General features: G+C 67.7%; 15 protein-coding genes. 3 read left to right on the top strand and 12 right to left on the bottom strand.

The features are described 5' to 3' along the window. Both IPM73_15605 and IPM73_15610 read right to left on the bottom strand, forming a co-directional pair. A complete protein-coding gene (locus IPM73_15605) occupies window positions 1-1,428 on the bottom strand; it encodes a hypothetical protein (GenBank protein ID MBK8919427.1) in 1,428 nt (475 codons plus the stop codon). Next, window positions 1,425-2,669, bottom strand: coding sequence for a prohibitin family protein (locus IPM73_15610; GenBank protein MBK8919428.1), 1,245 nt, complete (start codon window positions 2,667-2,669; stop codon window positions 1,425-1,427). The genes IPM73_15605 and IPM73_15610 overlap by 4 nt, the downstream gene beginning before the upstream one ends. Before the next feature lie 246 nt (window positions 2,670-2,915). Here IPM73_15610 and IPM73_15615 point away from each other — a divergent pair, with 246 nt between their 5' ends. Next, a complete protein-coding gene (locus IPM73_15615) occupies window positions 2,916-3,626 on the top strand; it encodes a response regulator transcription factor (protein ID MBK8919429.1) in 711 nt (236 codons plus the stop codon). Further along, window positions 3,623-5,689: a HAMP domain-containing histidine kinase gene (locus tag IPM73_15620; GenBank protein MBK8919430.1), complete on the top strand. Its 2,067-nt coding sequence runs from the start codon at window positions 3,623-3,625 to the stop codon at window positions 5,687-5,689. Before IPM73_15615 ends, IPM73_15620 begins: the two co-directional genes overlap by 4 nt. 51 nt (window positions 5,690-5,740) lie before the next feature. Here IPM73_15620 and IPM73_15625 read toward each other — a convergent pair whose 3' ends face one another. From IPM73_15625 to IPM73_15645, 5 genes are all read right to left on the bottom strand, one after another. Continuing rightward, entirely contained in the window at window positions 5,741-6,235 is a 495-nt protein-coding gene (locus IPM73_15625) for a hypothetical protein (protein MBK8919431.1), read from the bottom strand. 146 nt (window positions 6,236-6,381) lie between these two features. Beyond that, window positions 6,382-6,750 carry a DUF302 domain-containing protein gene (locus tag IPM73_15630; GenBank protein ID MBK8919432.1) on the bottom strand — a complete coding sequence of 123 codons (369 nt, stop codon included), beginning with the start codon at window positions 6,748-6,750 and terminating at the stop codon, window positions 6,382-6,384. A gap of 118 nt (window positions 6,751-6,868) precedes the next feature. Further along, window positions 6,869-7,603: a hypothetical protein gene (locus IPM73_15635; GenBank protein MBK8919433.1), complete on the bottom strand. Its 735-nt coding sequence runs from the start codon at window positions 7,601-7,603 to the stop codon at window positions 6,869-6,871. A gap of 2 nt (window positions 7,604-7,605) precedes the next feature. Further along, on the bottom strand, window positions 7,606-8,493 hold the full coding sequence (locus IPM73_15640) for a YihY/virulence factor BrkB family protein (GenBank protein ID MBK8919434.1): 888 nt from the start codon (window positions 8,491-8,493) through the stop codon (window positions 7,606-7,608). 268 nt (window positions 8,494-8,761) lie between these two features. After that, window positions 8,762-10,087: a U32 family peptidase gene (locus IPM73_15645; protein ID MBK8919435.1), complete on the bottom strand. Its 1,326-nt coding sequence runs from the start codon at window positions 10,085-10,087 to the stop codon at window positions 8,762-8,764. Between the two features lie 37 nt (window positions 10,088-10,124). Between IPM73_15645 and rng the strand changes: the two genes are divergently transcribed. Continuing rightward, on the top strand, window positions 10,125-11,576 hold the full coding sequence (gene rng / locus IPM73_15650; GenBank protein MBK8919436.1) for a ribonuclease G: 1,452 nt from the start codon (window positions 10,125-10,127) through the stop codon (window positions 11,574-11,576). Between the two features lie 652 nt (window positions 11,577-12,228). Here rng and IPM73_15655 read toward each other — a convergent pair. The 5 genes from IPM73_15655 to IPM73_15675 form a co-directional block, all read right to left on the bottom strand. Further along, window positions 12,229-13,092: an adenylate/guanylate cyclase domain-containing protein gene (locus IPM73_15655; GenBank protein ID MBK8919437.1), complete on the bottom strand. Its 864-nt coding sequence runs from the start codon at window positions 13,090-13,092 to the stop codon at window positions 12,229-12,231. A gap of 93 nt (window positions 13,093-13,185) precedes the next feature. Then, complete coding sequence (ttcA, locus tag IPM73_15660; GenBank protein ID MBK8919438.1) at window positions 13,186-14,049, bottom strand: tRNA 2-thiocytidine(32) synthetase TtcA; 864 nt, start codon at window positions 14,047-14,049, stop codon at window positions 13,186-13,188. Beyond that, window positions 14,046-14,795 (bottom strand): pteridine reductase, encoded by a 750-nt coding sequence (locus IPM73_15665; GenBank protein MBK8919439.1) that lies wholly within the window; start codon window positions 14,793-14,795, stop codon window positions 14,046-14,048. Before IPM73_15665 ends, ttcA begins: the two co-directional genes overlap by 4 nt. Before the next feature lie 61 nt (window positions 14,796-14,856). Beyond that, on the bottom strand, window positions 14,857-17,595 hold the full coding sequence (locus tag IPM73_15670) for a response regulator (GenBank protein MBK8919440.1): 2,739 nt from the start codon (window positions 17,593-17,595) through the stop codon (window positions 14,857-14,859). A gap of 95 nt (window positions 17,596-17,690) precedes the next feature. After that, complete coding sequence (locus tag IPM73_15675) at window positions 17,691-18,833, bottom strand: FIST C-terminal domain-containing protein (protein ID MBK8919441.1); 1,143 nt, start codon at window positions 18,831-18,833, stop codon at window positions 17,691-17,693. Window positions 18,834-18,848 lie beyond the last annotated feature (15 nt).

An 18,848-nucleotide genomic window follows, 5' to 3' on the forward strand; every position in this document is an offset into this window, starting at 1 on the left:
TCACCGCAGCGCCACCGTTCCCGCCTTCCACAGCGCGCTTTGCCAGCGGTAGAAAGTGCTGAGGTCTTCCGGCCTTTCGGCCCGCTTGCGGGTGTCCAGATGGGTGAGGCCCAGGACTTCGAAGCTGCGGCGGTAGCGGCCTGCGACTTTCACTTCCCGTGCTGCCAGCACTTCGCGGCCGCCGGGCACCCAGCCCGCAAATTCCACGTAGCCCAGGGTCGGCGTTTCGACCCCCGGGGGGAGGACATCCACCGACCAGGATTCACCGTCCTTCCTGAACACCCACAATTCCCGCCAGGTGTCGCTGCTCTGCACCGCCAGAGACAAGGCGCTGCCGTCCGCGTTGGCGGTGGCCGAGGCGGTCCATACGATGCCGTAGGTGCAGCGGGTGACGAGGGGCGCCCTGCGCTCCTGGCGGGCCTCCACCAGGGCAATGCAGGTTTGGCCCGGCTCGCCGGCACTGGCGACCACGCTCAGCTTGCCCGATCGGGCAGACGCTCCGGGGGCCGCCGCCCAGCGTGAGGCGCCCACCCGGATGGCGGCGTCGCTGTAGGCGGCCGCGTCGGTTTCCATGAGTTCCGCCTTGTTGATGGCGGCGAGTGCGTCGACGGCCCGGGTGGCGGCTTCCTGCACCGGCGCGGCGCCGACTTCCGGCCGGCGCGCCCGCTGGTAGGCCAGGCTGGCCCACACCCCGGCCTGGCGCAGGCGGATACGGTTCTTGAGCACTTCCGGCAGTGCGCCGAGTTCGACTCGTTCCAGGACGTCCGCCCGCCAGTTGTCCAGGGCGTAGCGCTCCACCGGCGTCAGGGCCGGCGAAATGCACTCGTGGCGGGTGAGCGCCAGGGCGGCCAGCGCTTTCTGCACGGCACTGGCGGGCAGAGCCAGCACGCGGCGCTGGGCCTCGCCGCCGGCGCAGAGCTGGATCTGGCCGTCGCGCTCGAAGGCCGTCATGGTCACGCCGTAGGCGGCCGCCACTTCCAGATGGGCCGCATTGACCTCGCCGGCGCGTCCGGCCTGGCCGGTGCTCGCCCGGCGGGCCAGGCGATCGGCCATCTGCCCCAGGGCGTCGAAGACCTCGGCACCAATGGCTTCCGCCGGCGCCGCCCGCAGGTAGGCGGCGGCGTAGGCGATGCCCAGGGCTTCGGACCCCGGGGTCTCCTTCAGAAAACGCACCACGGCGAGCAGTTCCGGCGCCGCTTCCGGCTTGAGGGACTGCACCCGCACCTGGCTGGCCCGGATGTAGCCGGCCCGTTCGCGGCGGTGGTCGTACACCTGGAGAAAATCGCCCTTCTCGCCGCGGATTTCCAGGCTGTCCCCCTGCCACAGGACGGCCTGCTGGGGGGCCGAATCGCGGGGAGCGGCCCGCAGGGCGGTCTGGTCCGCGGCCACCAGGGCGACGACGGTGAGTGCGCTGGCCAGCATGCTCATTCCCCCTCGCCGTCGTCGGAGGGCAAGTCAGCCTGGACCGCCGCCTGCGGACGGCCGCCCTTGCCGCCCAGGAGCGCGGCGCCGATGAATCCCCCATCCCCGGGGGGCGGGGCGATGATGACCTGGATCTTGTCCGACAGCTTGTCGGCCATGGCCTTCTGGATGAGGAGCGGGTTCTTCTGGATGAGGGCGCCGTCCCGGGCCAGTTGTTCGCTGCTGATCCTGCCTAGGCGATCCTGGCGATAGGCCTCGGCGTCGGCCAGCTTGCGGCGCGACTCGGCTTCGCCCTGGGCCTCGATCTGACGCGCCTGGGCGGACCCTTCGGCGCTCTTGATGCGGGCGATCTTTTCCGCCTCCGCCTCGAAGCCCCGCTGCTCGATCTGCTTCTGCTTGAAGGGCAGGATGTGCTTCATCGATTCCGCCTGGGCCTTGGCGGCAATGATCTGCTCCTCCCCCGCGGCCGCCGCGGCGGTCTCACGCCGGGTCTTGTCGGCCAGGGCTTCCAGTTCGGTCTGCTTGACCTGCTTTTCCTTCAGCTCCAGGGTGTAGCGCATCTTTTCGCTGGCCAGTTCCTCGGCCAGCAGCCTCTCCATGCCGGCCCGGTAGTCGGCGGGCAGATCCACCTTGCCCACCAGAACCTGCTTCAGGCGGATGCCGTCCCGTTCGAGCAGGGGCTTCAGTTCGGCTTCGATGGCGTCGCGGATTTCCTGGCGCTTGGTGGAGAAAATTTCCCGTACCGTGTAGCGGGCCAGAATCTTGTACACCACGCCCTGGACCGCCGGATCGACCACTTCGCCGCCGATGTCCTCGGGCAGGGCGCGGGCCGTGCTGCCGATGCGGGCCGGGTCGAGGGCGTAGCGCACGGCGATGTCCAGGCCGATGGACAGGCCCTCGACGGTCTGGAAGGGCGCGCGCCCGGCGGCACTCTCGGCCCCGGCCGGGCGGTAGGTCTGGTCGCGCAGGGCGTAGCGACGCAACTCGTGGATGCCGGGCAGGGCGAACACCGCGCCTTCCTGAAATTCGACCGTCGCCCCGGTCAGCTGGTTGATGCGCAGCCCCACCTCGCCGCGCTCGACACCCTGCACCGGCGGATGGGTGTAAAGACTCCAGACACCGAGGCCGGCGACGGCCAGGGCGATCAGGCTGCGCTGGCGTTCGGCCACCTGCCCGCCCAGGCGACCGGCGCCGCGGCCCAGGGAGTGGCGCAGGTTTTCAGCCAGGTTACGGATACGTTCAGACATGATGTTTTCCTCCAATGAGTCGATCTTCCCGAACGGAGCCGGGGGCGGGAAGATCGAGGCGCCCGCCGGCTTTCCATGGCTGCCATGGTGGCGCGGCAGGGGCGGAGGACTCCATGCCGCGGTGGGGCGACTTCGGTAAGGGGTGGGGAAGGGGAATTCCGGGCTGTGAACGAACGCTCACGCCCGCTCTGCACCGAGGGCGGAAAATGGCGTCATACTCTCGCCAGCCTTCTTCCGGAGCCCCCCATGACCAAGGTCGCCGTCATCGAGGACGACGTTCCCACCAGCAATCAGTTGCGCGACTGGATTCTCGCCGCCCGGCCGGGGCTGGTCGTCGATCAGTGGTTCGACCGGGACGCCGCCGAGGCGGCCATTGCCCGGGAGGATTACGCCCTGGTCACCCTGGACATCGAGCTGGGCCGGGAGCGCCACGCGGGGGTCGCCATCATCAACGCCATCAACAAGACCGGCCGCGGCACGCCGGTGCTGGTGGTATCGGCCATGCCGGCAGCGCTGTACCGCAGCATCATGAAGGCCCTGGACGCCTGGGACTATCTCCAGAAAACCAGCTTTGCCGAAGCGGACTTCATCGAAACTTTTCTGGAAATCCTGCGCGCCGCCCGGGACCGCCCCGGCGCCAAGGAGACCCCCGCGCCCGACGCCGAGCTTTCCCTCGATCCCCTGCGCCAGGCGGCGCCCCTGTGGCGGGGCCAGCGGGTCAACCTGCCCCTGACCGCCCAGCGCATCCTGGCCGCGCTCCATGCACGGCGCGGCGAGGTGGTGTCCTACGACGAACTGTTCGCCGTGGTGAAAAGCGGGCGCAACCGGGACAACATCCGGAAGCACATCAGCACCATCCGCGAGGCCTTCCGGGAACTGGACGAGTCCTTCGAGCGCATCGAGAACGTGCCCATGCGCGGCTTCCGCTGGTCCGACCAAATCCTGCCGCGCGCATGAAGGGGGTTCTGGCCTGGCTGGCCTCGTTCCGGCTGCGCATCCTCTTCCGCACCGCCTTCCTGGCCCTGGCCCTGGCGGTCCTGGCCATGGCCGTCGCGCTCCTGCAGGGGGAGAAGCAGCGCAGCGTGGATCACTACGCGGCCGGCTTCGCCAAGACCCAGGCCCAGATCGCCGGCCGCCTGCGCCACCCGGCCGGCCAGCTCGCGCTCCTCAACCCGGGCTGGAACGCCGCCCTGGCTTCGGCGGGCCGCCCGGTGGTGCTGCCCTTTGCGTCCCTGGATTTCGACGACCAGCACAAGGTGCGCAACGGGGTGGAGATGAGCGGCTGCCTGGTGCGCTACCCGGATCAGGGCAGCCTGTGCGTGGCCATCGGCAACAACCCCTGGGCCGGGGGCTTCATCTACGCCGCCGGGAGTTTTCAGAGCGGCGCCCTGGAGGCCCACCGCATCGGCGACGAATTCCTCGACGGCGCCCACCGCCTGCGGGTGACTGTGGCCCTGCGCGGGCAGACCTGGCGCTGGATCGCCCCTTTCGAACCCCTGCCCCCCGGCGCCGCCGGTGAAGGCGTGCGCGGCCGCTTCACCGGCTATCTCGCCCTGGAGGGCCGCGACTACACCGGCGCCCGGCCGGTGCGGGAGTTCCGCGGCTGGGTCTGGCAGGCGGCGCGCTGCCTGGATGGCCGGCCCGAGGCGGCGCCGGACTGTCCGCGTTCGGCCTTCTTCTCCCTGCGCCTGCCGGTGGAGGCACTGCGGGAGGCGCTTTTCGCCCGGGAGAAGCCGGTCTGGCCGCCCCCCGACCTGGACGACTTCAAGGTGCGGGTGGAAGTGCTGCCCCCGGGGGAGGCGCCGGCCCTGTTCGACAGCGGGCGGCCTGGCGCGGCACCGGCTTTCGTCCTGGGCGATCTCGCCGAGCTCCTCCAGCCGGGGGAATCCCTCAGCATCGAGAAGGCGGGGCCCGGCCCCGGGCGGGAGGTCGCCCGCCTGGCCGGCCGCGACGAGTCGCCGCAGCAAACCTCGCCGCTGCTCACCCGCCTGATCCGCGTGCTGCCGGTGGAAAGCCTGGACGCGCCACAGATCGAGCGCAGCGATGAAATCACCACGCCCCTGGGCACCTACCATCTGCATCTCAAGGGCGACGCCCGCAGCGTGAACCGCAGTCTCGCCGCCGTCGCCACCCGGTTGTCCTGGTTCGTGGGGGCCATGCTGGGAGCCATCGGCCTGGCCTGGCTGGTGATCGAAGTCGGCCTCATCCGGCGCATCGCCACCCTCACCCGCCGCACCCGCGGCCTTGCGCGCAGCGTGCAGGCGGAAAGCGGCCTGGAGCGCTACGATCTGGCCGACCTCAAGGGAGGCGACGAACTGGGACTGCTCGCCGCCGGCCTGGACGGATTGCTGGGCCGCGTGCGGGAAGACGCCGAGCGGGAGCGCATCCGCGCCGAGCAGGAAAAGGACCAGTGGCACGCCGTGGGCCACGAGATCATGTCCCCCCTGCAAAGCCTCCTCGCCCTGCATGGCGACCCCGCCGACCCCAGCCACCGCTACATCAGCCGCATGCAGCAGGCGGTGCGGGTGCTCTACGGCAGCGCCAGCCCCAGCGAAGCCTTCCAGTCGTCCAGCCTGCACCTGGCGGCAGTGGATATGGCCGACTTTCTGCGCCACGTGGCGGCCAATGCCGGCATCGCCGACCTGGACTGCCGGGCGCCGGAGACACCGGTGCGGGTAAGGGCCGACGAGTACGCCCTGGAGGATGTCTTCTCCCACCTGCTCAAGAACGCCGACCGCCACCGCCGGCCCGGCACCGCCATCACCCTGACCCTCGAAACCGGCGACACGGGCGCCAGCGTGACGGTCCACAACCACGGCCCCGCCATCGCGGAAGCGCTGCTGGAGCGCATCTTCGAGTACGGGGTATCCGACCAGCCCGGCGCCGGCGCCAACGGTAGCCGCGGCCAGGGACTGTTCGTCGCCAGGACCTACATGGCCAAGATGGGGGGCACCCTCGTCGCCCGCAACGAGGCGGATGGCGTGAGCTTCGTCCTCAGCCTGCCCCGGGCACGGGAATAGTGTGCGGCAGAGGCAGCGCCCCTCCTGACCAGCCCCCGGGCCGCGCCGCCCCTACTTGCGGCCGGACTCCACCTTGTCACGCTGGGCCGAGGCCGTATCGTCCTCCAGGGCCTGGCGCAGGCTGGGGGTCTGCTCGTCCCCCACGTCCCACACCCGCAGGCCGGCGCCGGTCCTGACCAGGATCAGGCGGATGCGTTCCCGCCGCTCCGCCCCCAGGGCAAGCCGGGCTTCGCCGCCGACGCGGCCCTCCGGCAGCGCGGCGGCCACCACCTCCTCCAGACGCATGCCGGTGGCGTCCATGCAATTGCACAGGGGATCGCCACTGAGCAGGGGCACGCCGCCCGCATTCGCTTGCTGGTTCTCCGTCAACAGCCGGGCGAGGGATTCGTCGTACCAGCGGGGATCGCCGCGGCGGGGACGCTCCCCCGCGCTCTCGTATGCCCGGTAAAGGTCGGTGATGAAGCTGCGGGCATCGGCGACGTCGTCGGCCCGGGACGGGGCGGCAGCGACAAGGGCAAGGAGAGCAAGGCAGAGCGGGCGACGCATGGGGGCTCCCGGGCGACAAGGACATTTGGGGAAGGCGGGCATTCTACCCCGCGGCCCCTGCGGTCGTGCGCTGCCCGACGAGCCTCCCGCAGCACTCGATTGCGCGGGGAAACCCTGCGCCAAGGCTCAGAGCGCCGACCAAGGGTTCAGCGCGCGGCGTCGACGATGCGCGCCAGCTTCTCTTCCACTTCTGTCGCCAGGACAAGGGCCTCCGGAGACAGGCCCTCGATCACCGCGCCCGGCCGCAGAAAGCCGATGCGGGTGGCCCCCGCCTGGGTGAAGACGGCGAGGCGCCACGGCAGAGCGAGGACAAGGCGCATGTCCAGTTCGAGAAGACGGCGCACGTAGCCGGGGTGGTCGACGGTGAGCAGGGTGCAATCCTCGTCGCACTCGGCCGCGAAACCGCCACCGGAGGCCCCCAGTTCCCGCGTTCCCACCACGGTGAAGCCTCCCCGCAGAAGGGCGGCCCGCAGATCGGTGGTCGCTTCGTAGAGGGATTTTTCGCTTTGCGCCAAGCCGCACGGTGCACTGGGTCGCGGGAAACTGGCCTGAAGGTTCAATGCGGAGACCTCGGCCGACCGTTTGTCGATGCCCGAAATGCCTTGTGCCCAGGGCCTGCGGAGCGCTCCAGGGTCAATCGCCACCCCCTCCGCCGCCACATCCTCCCCCGCCGCAACTGCTTCCGCCCCCACTATCGCCCCCGCCACTCTCCCCACTGCTGACCGAACCTCCGCTCGCGCCGGAATCGCTTGAATCCCCAAACCCTTCGGTCCCCCCATCGAAATACGTGCTGGAAAAATCGCCGCCACAGTAAGGCGTTCCGGATCCTGCATCGCGACGGTTGCGCACCGAGCCGCAGTCGGGAACGTAGTGGAAGCCGTCGGCGATGCCGAGTTTGGCGTCGAGGGCGAAGAGGAGAGGGAGGCGGGTGGGTTGGCGGGGGTTGATGTTCTCTTCCCGGCAGGTATGCCACCAGCAGCGCCGCAGGCCGGCATTGGCGTCCCCTGCCGAACTGAGGACCACCGCCGGTGTGTGATGCAGGAAGTGCCCAAATGCCTTGCGGCAGAAGGTCTCGTATTCCCGGGTGTAGAGAATGAACTCGTGCCAGAGGTCGTCGACCGCCTGGGAGGGCATGGCGACGAACTTGCGCCCGCCCTTCAGGTAGGCGAGAAAAAACTGCCGCAGCCCCTGGGCGACGAGTTGACATTCCTTGGGGCCAAAATCCGGCCGCCGGCTGCGCAGGCGCTCGTACAGCCCCTTGGGCAGCGCAAAGTGCCGAATGTACTCGGCGCGCTGGGCCGCTGCCGCCCGGCGCCAGACGAAGAGCAGCAGGGCCGCCAGGACGAGGCAGAAAAGGACGAATGCGATGCTCATGCTGCTTCTCCGGAGAGCGGACCTTCAGGGGGTGGCGCCAGCTTTTCGTATTCGGCAATCACCTGGGCGCCCAGGAGCAGGACGGTCGCAGCGATTTCCAGGCTGAGCAGGACGACCACCGCAGTGGTGAGGGAGCCGTACACCACACCCACCTTGGATACGTGGGAAAAATACCATGCCAGACCGCGGCGCAGGAATTCCCACAGCAGCGCGGCGGCCACGCCCCCCACCAGGGCATGGGACGGCTTGACCCCACCCGCCGGCAGCACGCGGTAGAGCCCGGCGAACAGGGCCGCCTCGAAAACGAAGCCGAGCAGGTAAAGGAGCGCTGCGGAGACTCCGGCCAGGGACCACTGTCCCCCCGGAACCCACAGCCAACCCTCGGCCAGCGCCTCGAAGGCTGCGGCCGCAGCGCTCAGCGCCAGGAGGGCGAGCCCGAGAACGAGTACCAGGCAGTAGGGAAGAAGAAAGGACACCAGGGCATGACGGGCCTGGGCCGCCCCCCGATGGGAAAAAATGACCCCCATGGCTTTTTCCAGGACAGAAAAGGCCAGGGAGCTGAAGAACAGCATGGTGGCGACGAGGAGGGCACCGAGGGCTGCGCGCTCATGCAGCACGCCCTCCACATCGGCCAGAACGGCGCGGGACTGGCTGGGCACGAGCCATTCCAGATAGCGGGCCAGGAGGGCCAGCAGTTCCTGGGGCTCGACCACGCGGGAAAAGGCGATGACCACCAGAATCAGCAGGGGTACGGCGGAAAGCAGCGCGTAGTAGGCGATGGCGCCGGCCAGCAGCAGGCCCTGGTTACGGAAGAATCCCGCCAGGACGCGCTGCACGAATTCCAGGGGGTGCCGCAGCACCCGCTGCGCGGCCGGGGTCAGCATGCGCCTTGGGCGGAAACGGGAATATGCAGGACTGTCACGGGCTGACCTCGAGGCAAGAAACGGTGCGGCCACCACGCCGGGCAATCGCCCGCCGCCCCACGAGCCGCAGTCACGCGGAATCCTGCCCCATGACGAATAACAATTCAACCCGGAAAAAGTCAGACACCCTCAGGAGCCAAGCCCAAGATTCAACGAACCCCACGGCCCCGAGGGAACATCTCGCAACGTGATCCTCACCCGAACTCGAACGCGAATCCGCGTTCCAGGCTCAGAGCGGACCGGGTTGATCGGCGCGGTGATCTGACAGGAAGCGGGTTACGAAGGCCCCCACCCTGTTTTCCGGCATGTCGATCCAGACGCGATGGCCGTCTCCGGGGGCGACCTTCGTGAGCCTCCCCTCTGCGGTTTCCATGCGTTCCGGAATCCACCGCAGGTTTCCATCGGGGTGGACACATTCCAGGCGGTCCCCCAGGGAGAAGCGATTCTTGACCGCGATTTCCATCAATCCGCGGCCGGCATCCCAGGCCAGAGCGTCGCCGACGTACAGGCTGCGCGCCGATTCGGAGTGGCCGCGCAGGTAGCCCTGATAATCCGCCTCATGGTGACGCTGGTAAAAGCCATCGGTATAGCCGCGATTGGCAAGACTTTCCAGATCGGCGAGGAGGCGCGGATCCAGCGGTCGGCCGGCGATGGCATCGTCGATGGCCTGGCGGTAGCTCTGGCAGGTGCGGGCGGCGTAGTAGGGGCTCTTGGTGCGGCCCTCGATCTTGAGGGAATCGATGCCGAGTTGCGTCAGGCGTTGCACATGCTCGATGGCGCGCAGATCCTTGGAGTTCAGGATGTAGGTGCCGTGCTCGTCCTCCTCGATGGGCATCAGTTCGCCCGGGCGCTGGCGTTCTTCCAGCAGGTGCACGTCCCCCGCCGCATTCTCGCCCGCCGGGTGCACCTTGTAATCCCAGCGGCAGGAATTGGTGCAGGTGCCCTGGTTGGGGTCGCGGTGGTTGAAGTAGCCGGAAAGCAGGCAGCGGCCGGAGTAGGCGATGCACAGGGCGCCGTGCACGAAGACTTCCAGTTCCATGTCCGGGCAGCGCTGGCGGATTTCGGCGATTTCCTCCAGGGACAGTTCGCGGGAGAGGATGACCCGGCGGATACCCAGGGACTGCCAGAACTTCACCGCCGCCCAATTGACCGTATTGGCCTGCACCGAGAGGTGGATGGTCAGTTCCGGCCAGGCTTCCCGCGCCAGGGCGATGAGGCCGGGGTCGGACATGATGAAGGCGTCGGGAGCCAGCGCCACCACCGGCGCCATGTCGGCCCGGTAGGTGGCGAGTTTGGCGTTGCGCGGAAAAATGTTGCTCACCACGTAGAAGGCCTTGCCTTGGGCGTGGGCTTCCCGGATGCCGGTGGCCAGGACCTCCCGGCTGCCGAATTCGTTGTTGCGCACGCGCAGGGAGTAGCGGGGCTGGCCGGCATAGACCGCGTCGGCCCCGAAGGCGAAGGCGGTGCGCAGCATGGCCAGGGAACCGGCAGGGGCAAGAAGTTCGGGGGCGGCGCGGGGCGCGGAGCCAGAAGGGAAGCGGGATGCGGCGGCCATAGTAGAATCCGGGGAGACCGCCAATTTTACCTGCCCCATGTCCGAAGAAATCCTCATCAATTTCACCCCCCAGGAAACCCGGGTCGCCGTCATGCAGCAAGGCGTGGTCCAGGAACTCCATATCGAGCGCAACGCCAGTCGCGGACTGGTGGGCAATGTCTACCTGGGGCGGATATGCCGCATCCTGCCCGGCATGCAGTCCGCCTTCGTGGACGTGGGCCTGGAGCGCACTGCCTTCCTCCACGTGGCCGACATCTGGCAGCCCCGCGACGAGGCCAGCGACCGGCCCATCGAGCGCCTCCTGTCCGAGGGGCAGAGCCTGGTGGTGCAGGTGGTGAAGGACCCCATCGGCACCAAGGGCGCCCGACTCTCCACCCAGATTTCCATCGCCGGCCGCATGCTGGTCTATCTGCCCCAGGAAAAACACATCGGGGTCTCCCAGCGCATCGAGCCCGAATCGGAGCGCGAGGCCCTGCGGGAACGGCTGGTGCGCCTGGTGCCCGAGGCGGAAACCGGCGGCTTCATTGTCCGCACCATGGCCGAAGGCGCCACCGACGCCGAATTCGCCACCGATATCGCCTACCTCAAGAAGGCCTGGGGAGAAATCCGCGAGAAAGTGAAGGTTTCCGGCCCCCCCGCCCTCCTCTACCAGGAGCTTTCCCTGGGCCAGCGGGTACTGCGGGATTTCGTCGATCCCGAGGTGAGCCGCATCGTCATCGACTCCCGGGAGAATTTCCAGCGCCTGCACGCCTTCGCCGAAATCTACACCCCGGCCGTGCGGCCCCTCCTGGAGCACTACACCGGCGAGCGCCCCCTCTTCGACCTGCACGGCGTCGAGGAGGAAATCGAAAAGGCCCTCGCCCGGCGGGTCGACCTCAAATCCGGCGGCTACCTCATCATGGACCAGACCGAGGCCATGACCACCATCGACGTCAATACCGGCGGCTTCGTGGGGGTGCGCAATTTCGACGACACCATTTTCAAGACCAACCTGGAAGCCGCCCAGACCATCGCCCGCCAACTGCGCCTGAGAAACCTCGGTGGCATCATCATCGTCGATTTCATCGACATGGAAAGCGAAGAGCACCGGGGAGCCGTGCTGGCGGAATTCCAGAAAGCCCTCTCCCGCGACCATACCCGCCTGACCCTCAACGGTTTCACCAACCTGGGCCTGGTGGAAATGACGCGCAAGCGCACGCGGGAATCCCTGGCCCACGTGCTCTGCCAGACCTGCCCCACCTGCGACGGCCGCGGCGAGGTCAAGACGGCCCGCACCATGGCCTACGAAATCCTGCGGGAACTGCTGCGCGAAGCCCGCCAGTTCAACGCCCGGGAGTACCGCGTCATCGCCGGCCCCCCGGTCATCGACCTCTTCCACGACGAAGAATCCCAGTCCCTCGCCCTGCTGTCCGATTTCATCGGCAAGCCCATCTCGCTCCAGGCAGAAAGCAGCTACTCGCCGGAACAGTTCGACATTGTTCTGATGTAGCATAATTTTCGCTGATCCGCGATCATGCTGTGTGAAAATTATCGTTATTAATCAGTATGTTGTTGTTTCTCCTGTTGATCCAAGGTGATCCTCGTATAACTGAAGCCATCAACTTTTGGGTAGCTGGATGGTTAGCTAGAGCGGTAGCTACCCATGAATTTCGAGGAGCCTGTCCGTACCGTCTGAATTTTGACCAGGTGTACCGGTTGAATTTTGACCAGGCCTGATAGCCGCTTGTCATTGACGCGGCTGTGGATAAGTCTATCCCGGATTTCCTCCTTTCCTGAAGTGTGATGGTGGCCCGGCGTTCATCGGCGAGGCAGGGTTGTGCCGGGAAAGCCGTGGAGGGCGTAGCCCGGAACGGAATTCCCGGCGCGGCGGCGCTCAGAAGGGTTCCGTCTCCTCGGCCGGCACCAGAACGATCCCTGCGATTATCTGGTCGACGTCCTGCAGCGTGTCGCTGAGCACCCCGCCAACCGCGTCCACGAACTCACCCCCCGGCTCTGGAAAACGCTCTTCGCAAGCAATCCCATCCGCTCCGCTTTGCTCACGCGACAAGCGCAGTCAAGGACGCCCGGCACTTGCCGGTTACCCAGAAAGAAGGCCATCCCGCGGGATGGCCTTCTGCTTCTCGGGGGCCCGGGTGCCGGGCCTACAGATGCTCGAATTCGGCCAGATCGGCGTTGGGGTCGCCGCAGGAGGAACCAAAGGAAATCTTGCCCGTGCCGCGCAGGAGCATTTCTTCCCGCCGCAGCAGGGTTTCCCTTTCACCGGCGATGGCGACGTAGCTGCCATTGGTGCTCTGATCGACGTAGAAATACTTGTCACCGCGCCGCTCGATGCGCGCGTGCTGGCGGGACGATTTGCGGTCCTCGATGATGAGGTCGCAGCTCTGGTCCCGCCCCAGGGTCAGGGCGGGGTTCTTGTCGTCCAGCAGGTAGGCGCGCCCCCGGTAGCGCACGCAAAGCTTGGTGTTCAGCACGTTGGACACGCGGAGGGAACTGGCCTTCATGGTCAGTTCCTCGGTCTCGTGCCACAGCACCTCGTAGACGTGCACGCCTTCCGCCTTGCCCTTGACCGAGAGTTGTTCGAGGTCACGGGTCGACTCCCGCAGCAGGGGAGGAAGTTCAGCGATGGTCTGGGCGCTGGTGAGAATCTGCTCGGCCTTGGCCAGGCCGACGATGCGGGCCGCCGTATTGACGGTGTCGCCGAAGATGTCGTTGTTATCCTCGATGGCGGCGCCGAAGTGGAAACCGACCCGGATGGTGAGCTTGACGCCGGAAACCGGGGGCAGGTCGCTGACCCGCTGCTGCATTTCGACGGCTGCCTGGAAGGCGGCCTCGGCGGTGGCGAAGGTGGCCATGACCTCGTCGCCTATGGTCTTGACCAGACGGCCCTGGAAGCCGTCGATGGCGCGTTCCATGCGTTTGATGCAGCGGTCCACCGCCCGCAGGGCCTCGCTGTCCCCCAACCGCTCGTACAGCTTGGTGCTGCCGGAAACATCGGCAAAAAGCACTGCAAGCCTGCGTTCTACGCCCCCCATGATCGCCCCTGTTCCACCACGCTGATTAATCTGGGACCAATGATACCAAAATCGGCAGTTCCACTGTCATAGCGACGCCATCAGGGGGATGGTGCCGCTCATGGGCAGTTCCTCCCGATCGAAGACGATGTCGCCCTCCGCGACCGCATCCCCCACCGCCAGGCCGACGAAATCGAACAGATCGCTGTCCGCAAGGTGCGAAGGCACCACATTCTGCATGGCCGTGAAGACGGACTCGGTACGCCCCGGGTAGCGGCGGTCCCAATCCTGCATCATCTCGCGCACCTTCTGGCGCTGCAGATTGTCCTGGGAGCCGCACAGATTGCAGGGAATGATGGGGAATTCCATGCCGCGGGCGAACTTGGCGATGTCGGCCTCGGAACAGTAGGCCAGGGGCCGGATCACCACATGGGCCCCGTCGTCGGTCACCAGTTTGGGCGGCATGGCCTTGAGCTTGCCGCCGAAGAGCATGTTGAGAAAGAGGGTATGGACCATGTCGTCCCGATGGTGGCCCAGGGCGATCTTGTTGGCGCCCAGTTCCTTGGCGGTGCGGTAGATGATGCCCCGGCGCAGGCGGGAGCAGAGGGAGCAGGTGGTCTTGCCCTCGGGAATCTTCTCCCGCACCACGGAGTAGGTGTCGGCCTCGACGATGCGGTACTCGACGCCGATGGAAGCGAAATAGCGCGGCAGCACCTCGGCGGGAAAGCCGGGCTGCTTCTGGTCCAGGTTCATGGCCACGAGACGGAACTTGATCGGCGCCCGCTTCTGCAGGGCCATGAGCACGTGGAGCAGGGTGTAGGAGTCCTTGCCGCCGGAGACGCAGACCAGGACGGTGTCGCCGTCGGCGATCATGGCGTAGTCGCCGATGGCCTTGCCGCTGCGGCTTTCGAGGAAGCGGCCCAGTTTCTGGAGGGTATGGGAAGCGTTCATGCTGACAGATGGGCGGTACGGCCGCCATCGACGTTGAGAATCTGACCCGTGACGTAGGGGGCCTCGGCCAGGAGAAAGTGGACCGCGGCGGCGATGTCCTCCGGCCCCCCGGCCCGCTTGAGCAGGGTGTGGCCGACGATGGCAGCCTGCTCCACCCCCAGGAACTGCCCGTCCTCCGGCCACAGGATGGCGCCCGGCGACACGGCATTGACCCGCACCGGGGCCAGTTCGATGGCCAGCGCCCGGGTCAGCGCCAGGAGCGCCCCCTTGGCCGCGCAGTAAAGGGGGTAGCCCGCCAGGGGACGCTCGGCGTGGATATCGGTGATATTGACGATGGCGCCGCCGGCTGCCGCCAAATGGGGCGCCGCCGCCTGGGAGAGAAAGAGGGGGGCCTTGAAGTTGCTGCCCACCAGGTCGTCCCAGGCCGCTTCGTCGATGCTGCCCAGGGGTGTGGGAAAAAAGCTGGAGGCGTTATTCACCAGGGCGTCGAGGCGCCCGAAACGGGCCGCCACGGCAGCGACGAGTCCCGGCAACAGGGCGGTCCTCGCCAGGTCGGCCGCGAAAGCGGCCGCGGAATCGGCCCGCAGGGCGTTCAGTTCGGCCACCAGGGCCTCGGCCTCCCCCGCCGCCGAACGGTAGTGCACCGCCACCTGCGCCCCCGCTCCGTGCAGGCGGCGCGCGATGGCGGCCCCCACGCGTCGCGCCGCGCCGGTGATGAGAATGACCCGTCCGGAAAGATTTCCCATGGGGCCGCAGTGTACCGCCAAGGGCGCCCCGGCGGGGCGCACCGCGAGGAACACCTCCCTCCTACTCCGGCGCCAGGCCCCCGCGGGTGGCCAGCATGGCGGCGAGATCGGTGGCGCGGACGGGCTTGGCGATGTAGTCGTCCATCCCGGCTGCGATGCAGGCGTCACGATCCGACTGCATGGCATTGGCCGTCATGGCGACGATGGGCACCCGCGGCAGGCCCCGCTCCGTTTCCATGCAGCGGATGCGCTCGGTTGCTTCCAGGCCGCCCATGACCGGCATCTGCATGTCCATGAGGACCAGATCGAAGCGACGGCCCGTCTCGATCATGGCCAGCGCCTCCCCCCCGTGGCCGGCGACCGTGACCCGATGGCCCCACTTCTCCAGGAGGCTGGTGGCGAGTTTCTGATTGATGGGGTGGTCCTCGACCAGCAGGATGTCCAGCGGCCGTCCGCCTTCCCGCAGGGAGTGGCGGGTGACCAGGGCGGGTTCCCGGGGCGCGGCGGCGGCCTGGGCCGCCAGAACCCGCGCGAGGGCGCCGGCCAGATCTGCCGGCGCCACGGGTTTGGGGAAATAGGCGGCCACGCCGCACTCCCGGCAGCGCTGGGCGTCACCCCGGCTGGCGCCGGAGGTGAGGAGCAGAACGGGCGGCGCCGCCACCGAGAAACGCTCGTGGACCGCCAGGGCCAGGGCGTAGCCGTCCATTTCCGGCATGTGGGCGTCGACGATCAGGACGTCGAAGGTTTCCGGCGCCGCGATCAGGGCGAGCGCCTCCCGGCCGTCGTGGGCCGGGGTGCAGTGCAGGCCCCAACGCCCCAGGAGCGTCCCGAGTACCCGCCGGTTGGTGGCATTGTCGTCCACCAGCAAGGCCCGGCGACCGCGCAGGACTGCCGGGGGGGCGAGCGGCGGCGGCCCCTCGGGGTTTTCCGCCAGGGCGAGGGCGAAATGGAAGGTGCTGCCGCTACCGACCGCGCTCTCAAGCCACAGGCGGCCACCCATCAATTCCGCCAGCCGGCTGCAAATGGAGAGCCCAAGCCCGGTGCCGCCGTAACGTCGGGTGGTGGACGAGTCTTCCTGGGTGAAGGCCTCGAAAATCTGCCCCTGCTTCTCCTGCGGGATGCCGATGCCGGTGTCCCGCACCGCCAGGTGGATGAGCCCTTCGACGCTGCGCCGCAGTTCCACTGCAATTTCGCCCTGGGCGGTGAACTTGATGGCGTTGCCCACCAGATTGACCAGGACCTGACGCAGCCGTCCCGGGTCTCCCAGGACGTGCTGGGGCACGTCGGCGGCGATGTCGCAGATGAGTTCGAGCTTCTTCTCCAGGGCCCTCACGGCGAGGGGCTTCAGGGTCTCGCGCGTGACCTGATGGAGGTCGAAGGGAATGGTTTCGATGAGCAGCTTGCCCGCCTCGATCTTGGAAAAATCGAGGATGTCGTTGATGAGCGCCAGCAGCGCATCGGCCGAACTGCGCACGATGCCGAGATACTCCCGTTGCTCGTCATCCAGGGCGGTATCCAGGGCCAGGTCGGTCATGCCGATGATGCCGTTCATGGGCGTGCGGATTTCGTGGCTCATGTTGGCGAGAAACTGGCTCTTGGCCCGATTGGCCGACTCGGCCGACTCCTTGGCCTCCTTCAGGGCGATCTCGCCCGCCTTGCGCTCGGTGATGTCGATGATGGCGCCCAGCAAGCCGAAGACGCTGCCATCCGGGCGGGTGAGGGTCGCCTTGCGGTAGATGGTGTCGTGGCGCCCGCCGTCGCGGGAGTGGACCGAGGCCTCGTAGGTCTGGGTGCCGGGATGGGAGAACAAGGCCTCGTCCCGTTCGGCGTGGACACGGGCGTCCTCGGGCGGCAGCAGATCGTGCAGGGTGCGGCCGACGTACTCCTCGCGCTGCACATGGAAGAAGGCCTCGAAGGCCCGGTTGAGCCGCAGGTAGCGCCCCTCACGGTCCTTGATGTAGACGGGCAGCGGAATGGCCTCCAGCATTTCCTCCATGAGGTGCAACTGCTCGCCCACGCGCTGCTCGGCCACCTTGCGCGCCGTGATGTCGGTACGGATGGCGATGTACTGTTCCGGGCGGCCGTCGGCCCCGAGCAGCGGCGCGATGGTGGCATTGACCCAGTACAGATGGCCGTCCTTGGCCCGGTTGCACACTTCGCCGTGCCAGACCTCGCCGCGGCGGATGGTCTCCCACAACTCGGCGAAGAAAGCCGGCGGATGGATGGCCGACTTGACCATGCGATGGTTCTGGCCCAGCAGTTCCCCACGAGCATAGCCGCTGATCTCACAAAACTTGTCGTTGGCGTAGAGGATGGTTCCCCGGGTGTCGGTGATGCTGACGATGGCGTGCTGGTCCAGGGCGAATTTCTGATTGTCCAGGGCGCGCCGATCGGCCTCCCGGTCGGCCACCAGCCAGGAGAGCAGCGTCGAGATTTCCTCCAGATCGGTCTGGCCCACCTGGCTCTGGGCGGTTCCGGCCGGCATCAGGCCGGCCACCAGTTCGCGCAGGGCCGCCAGGGCCCGCTCCCGGCTCGCCAACTCCTCCCGCAGGCGATTGTTGGCCTCGGTCAATTCGGTCGAGGAAAGCTCCAGGCTGCGGGAGCGCAGATCCAGGTCCCGGTCGAATTGCTCGAAGGCCGCCTCGACCCGGGCCAGAAAATCCGGGAACCCCCGCAACAGGGGAGCCAGTTCCGGAACCGCGTCGCCGCCCGCCCGCGCCGCGGCGCAAAGGGCCTCGACCTCCGTCGCGTCGGACACGCCGAAGGATCGCCGCAACTGAGCGAACAGCCCCTTGTGCATCAGTGCCAGCGACGCACGGCGTCCGTTCGCCCGGCGCAGCAGAGGGGGCGCCGGGTTCCCGAAATGCCGATCGAAGAAGCGAAGTCAGTGCCCACTCAGCGTTCGCCCAGGTAGGTGATGGTCATGGTCTGGTTGTGTAGCTTGCACGAGGAACCCGGGGTGAAGGGACTGATCTCGCCATAGGAATAGAAGCCCGACAGCACGGCCTGGTGGCCGAAGACCGCGCTGACCGCCTCGACTTCCTCGTCCACCCGGCTGCCCATGACCAGCTTGCGGCCCACGCAACTCACCAGGATGGCGAGACCGGCACCGTTGGCGGTGAGCATGTCGTGGGCCGCCTCGGCCGCGGCCTCGGCACCGCCCACCAGCTTATCGGTGGTGGCGTGCATCAGTTTCAGATAACCCGCGGGGTCGATTTCGCCGGCCAGGGTGAGGCTCCCGGCTGCCTCGTCGATGCCCAGGATGGTGCGGATGAGCCCCACCGCGTCGTGATTGGCGCCCAGCATGGCAAAGGGAAAAAGAAGCCCGGAGGCCGGCAGATCCCGCGCATGGGCACCCAGGTAGCGCCGGTAGACCTCCAGGGCCGGTTCTCCGTCCAGTTCGTAGAGCACGTTGCCGACCGCCCGCGTCACCTTGCGCGGCGGGCCGAAGGCTTCCCAGCCGCCGAAGGAGCCGTGGGCGAAGCGCAGACCCTCGCCGCACAGGCCCACGGCAACCACCGCCCGGGGTCCGACCCCCCCTTCCCCCAGGACGAAGGTCTGGCGGAAGGCCCCGCCGTCCCCGGCCAGACCGCCGGTGATGGGAAGACCGCCGCCGAGAAGGCTGCTCATGCCATCCACCAGGGCGCTGCCATTGACCTGAACCCCGGGGCCGAAGACGAGGACCGCCTTCAGCTCCGGATCCAGCAACTGGCGGGCCAGGCGCTCCCCGGCGGCGAAGGAATCCTCCATGCCCCGCAACTCCGTCCGCCCCCGGGTCAGACGTGTTTTCTCCAGCCGCAGGCCGGTAAAGCTGCAACTGCCATCGTCCACGCCTTTTGCGGTGATTTCCCCGGCCGTCGAGCATCCCAGGCAGGCGGCCTCCGGGAAGGCAAGCGCGAGCTTGCCTCCCAGATCGGTCTGGTCGAAATACTCGGCCGCACCGAAAACGAGAATCAAATCGGGCCGGACCGACTGCAGTTCGGCGATGGCAGCGGCGGCACCCGCGGGCGTGCGCGCGACGGTCTGTACGATGTGCATGGAAATTCCCTCCAG

The sequence above is a fragment of the Betaproteobacteria bacterium genome (assembly GCA_016720065.1).
GTDB lineage: Bacteria > Pseudomonadota > Gammaproteobacteria > Burkholderiales > Rhodocyclaceae > SSSZ01.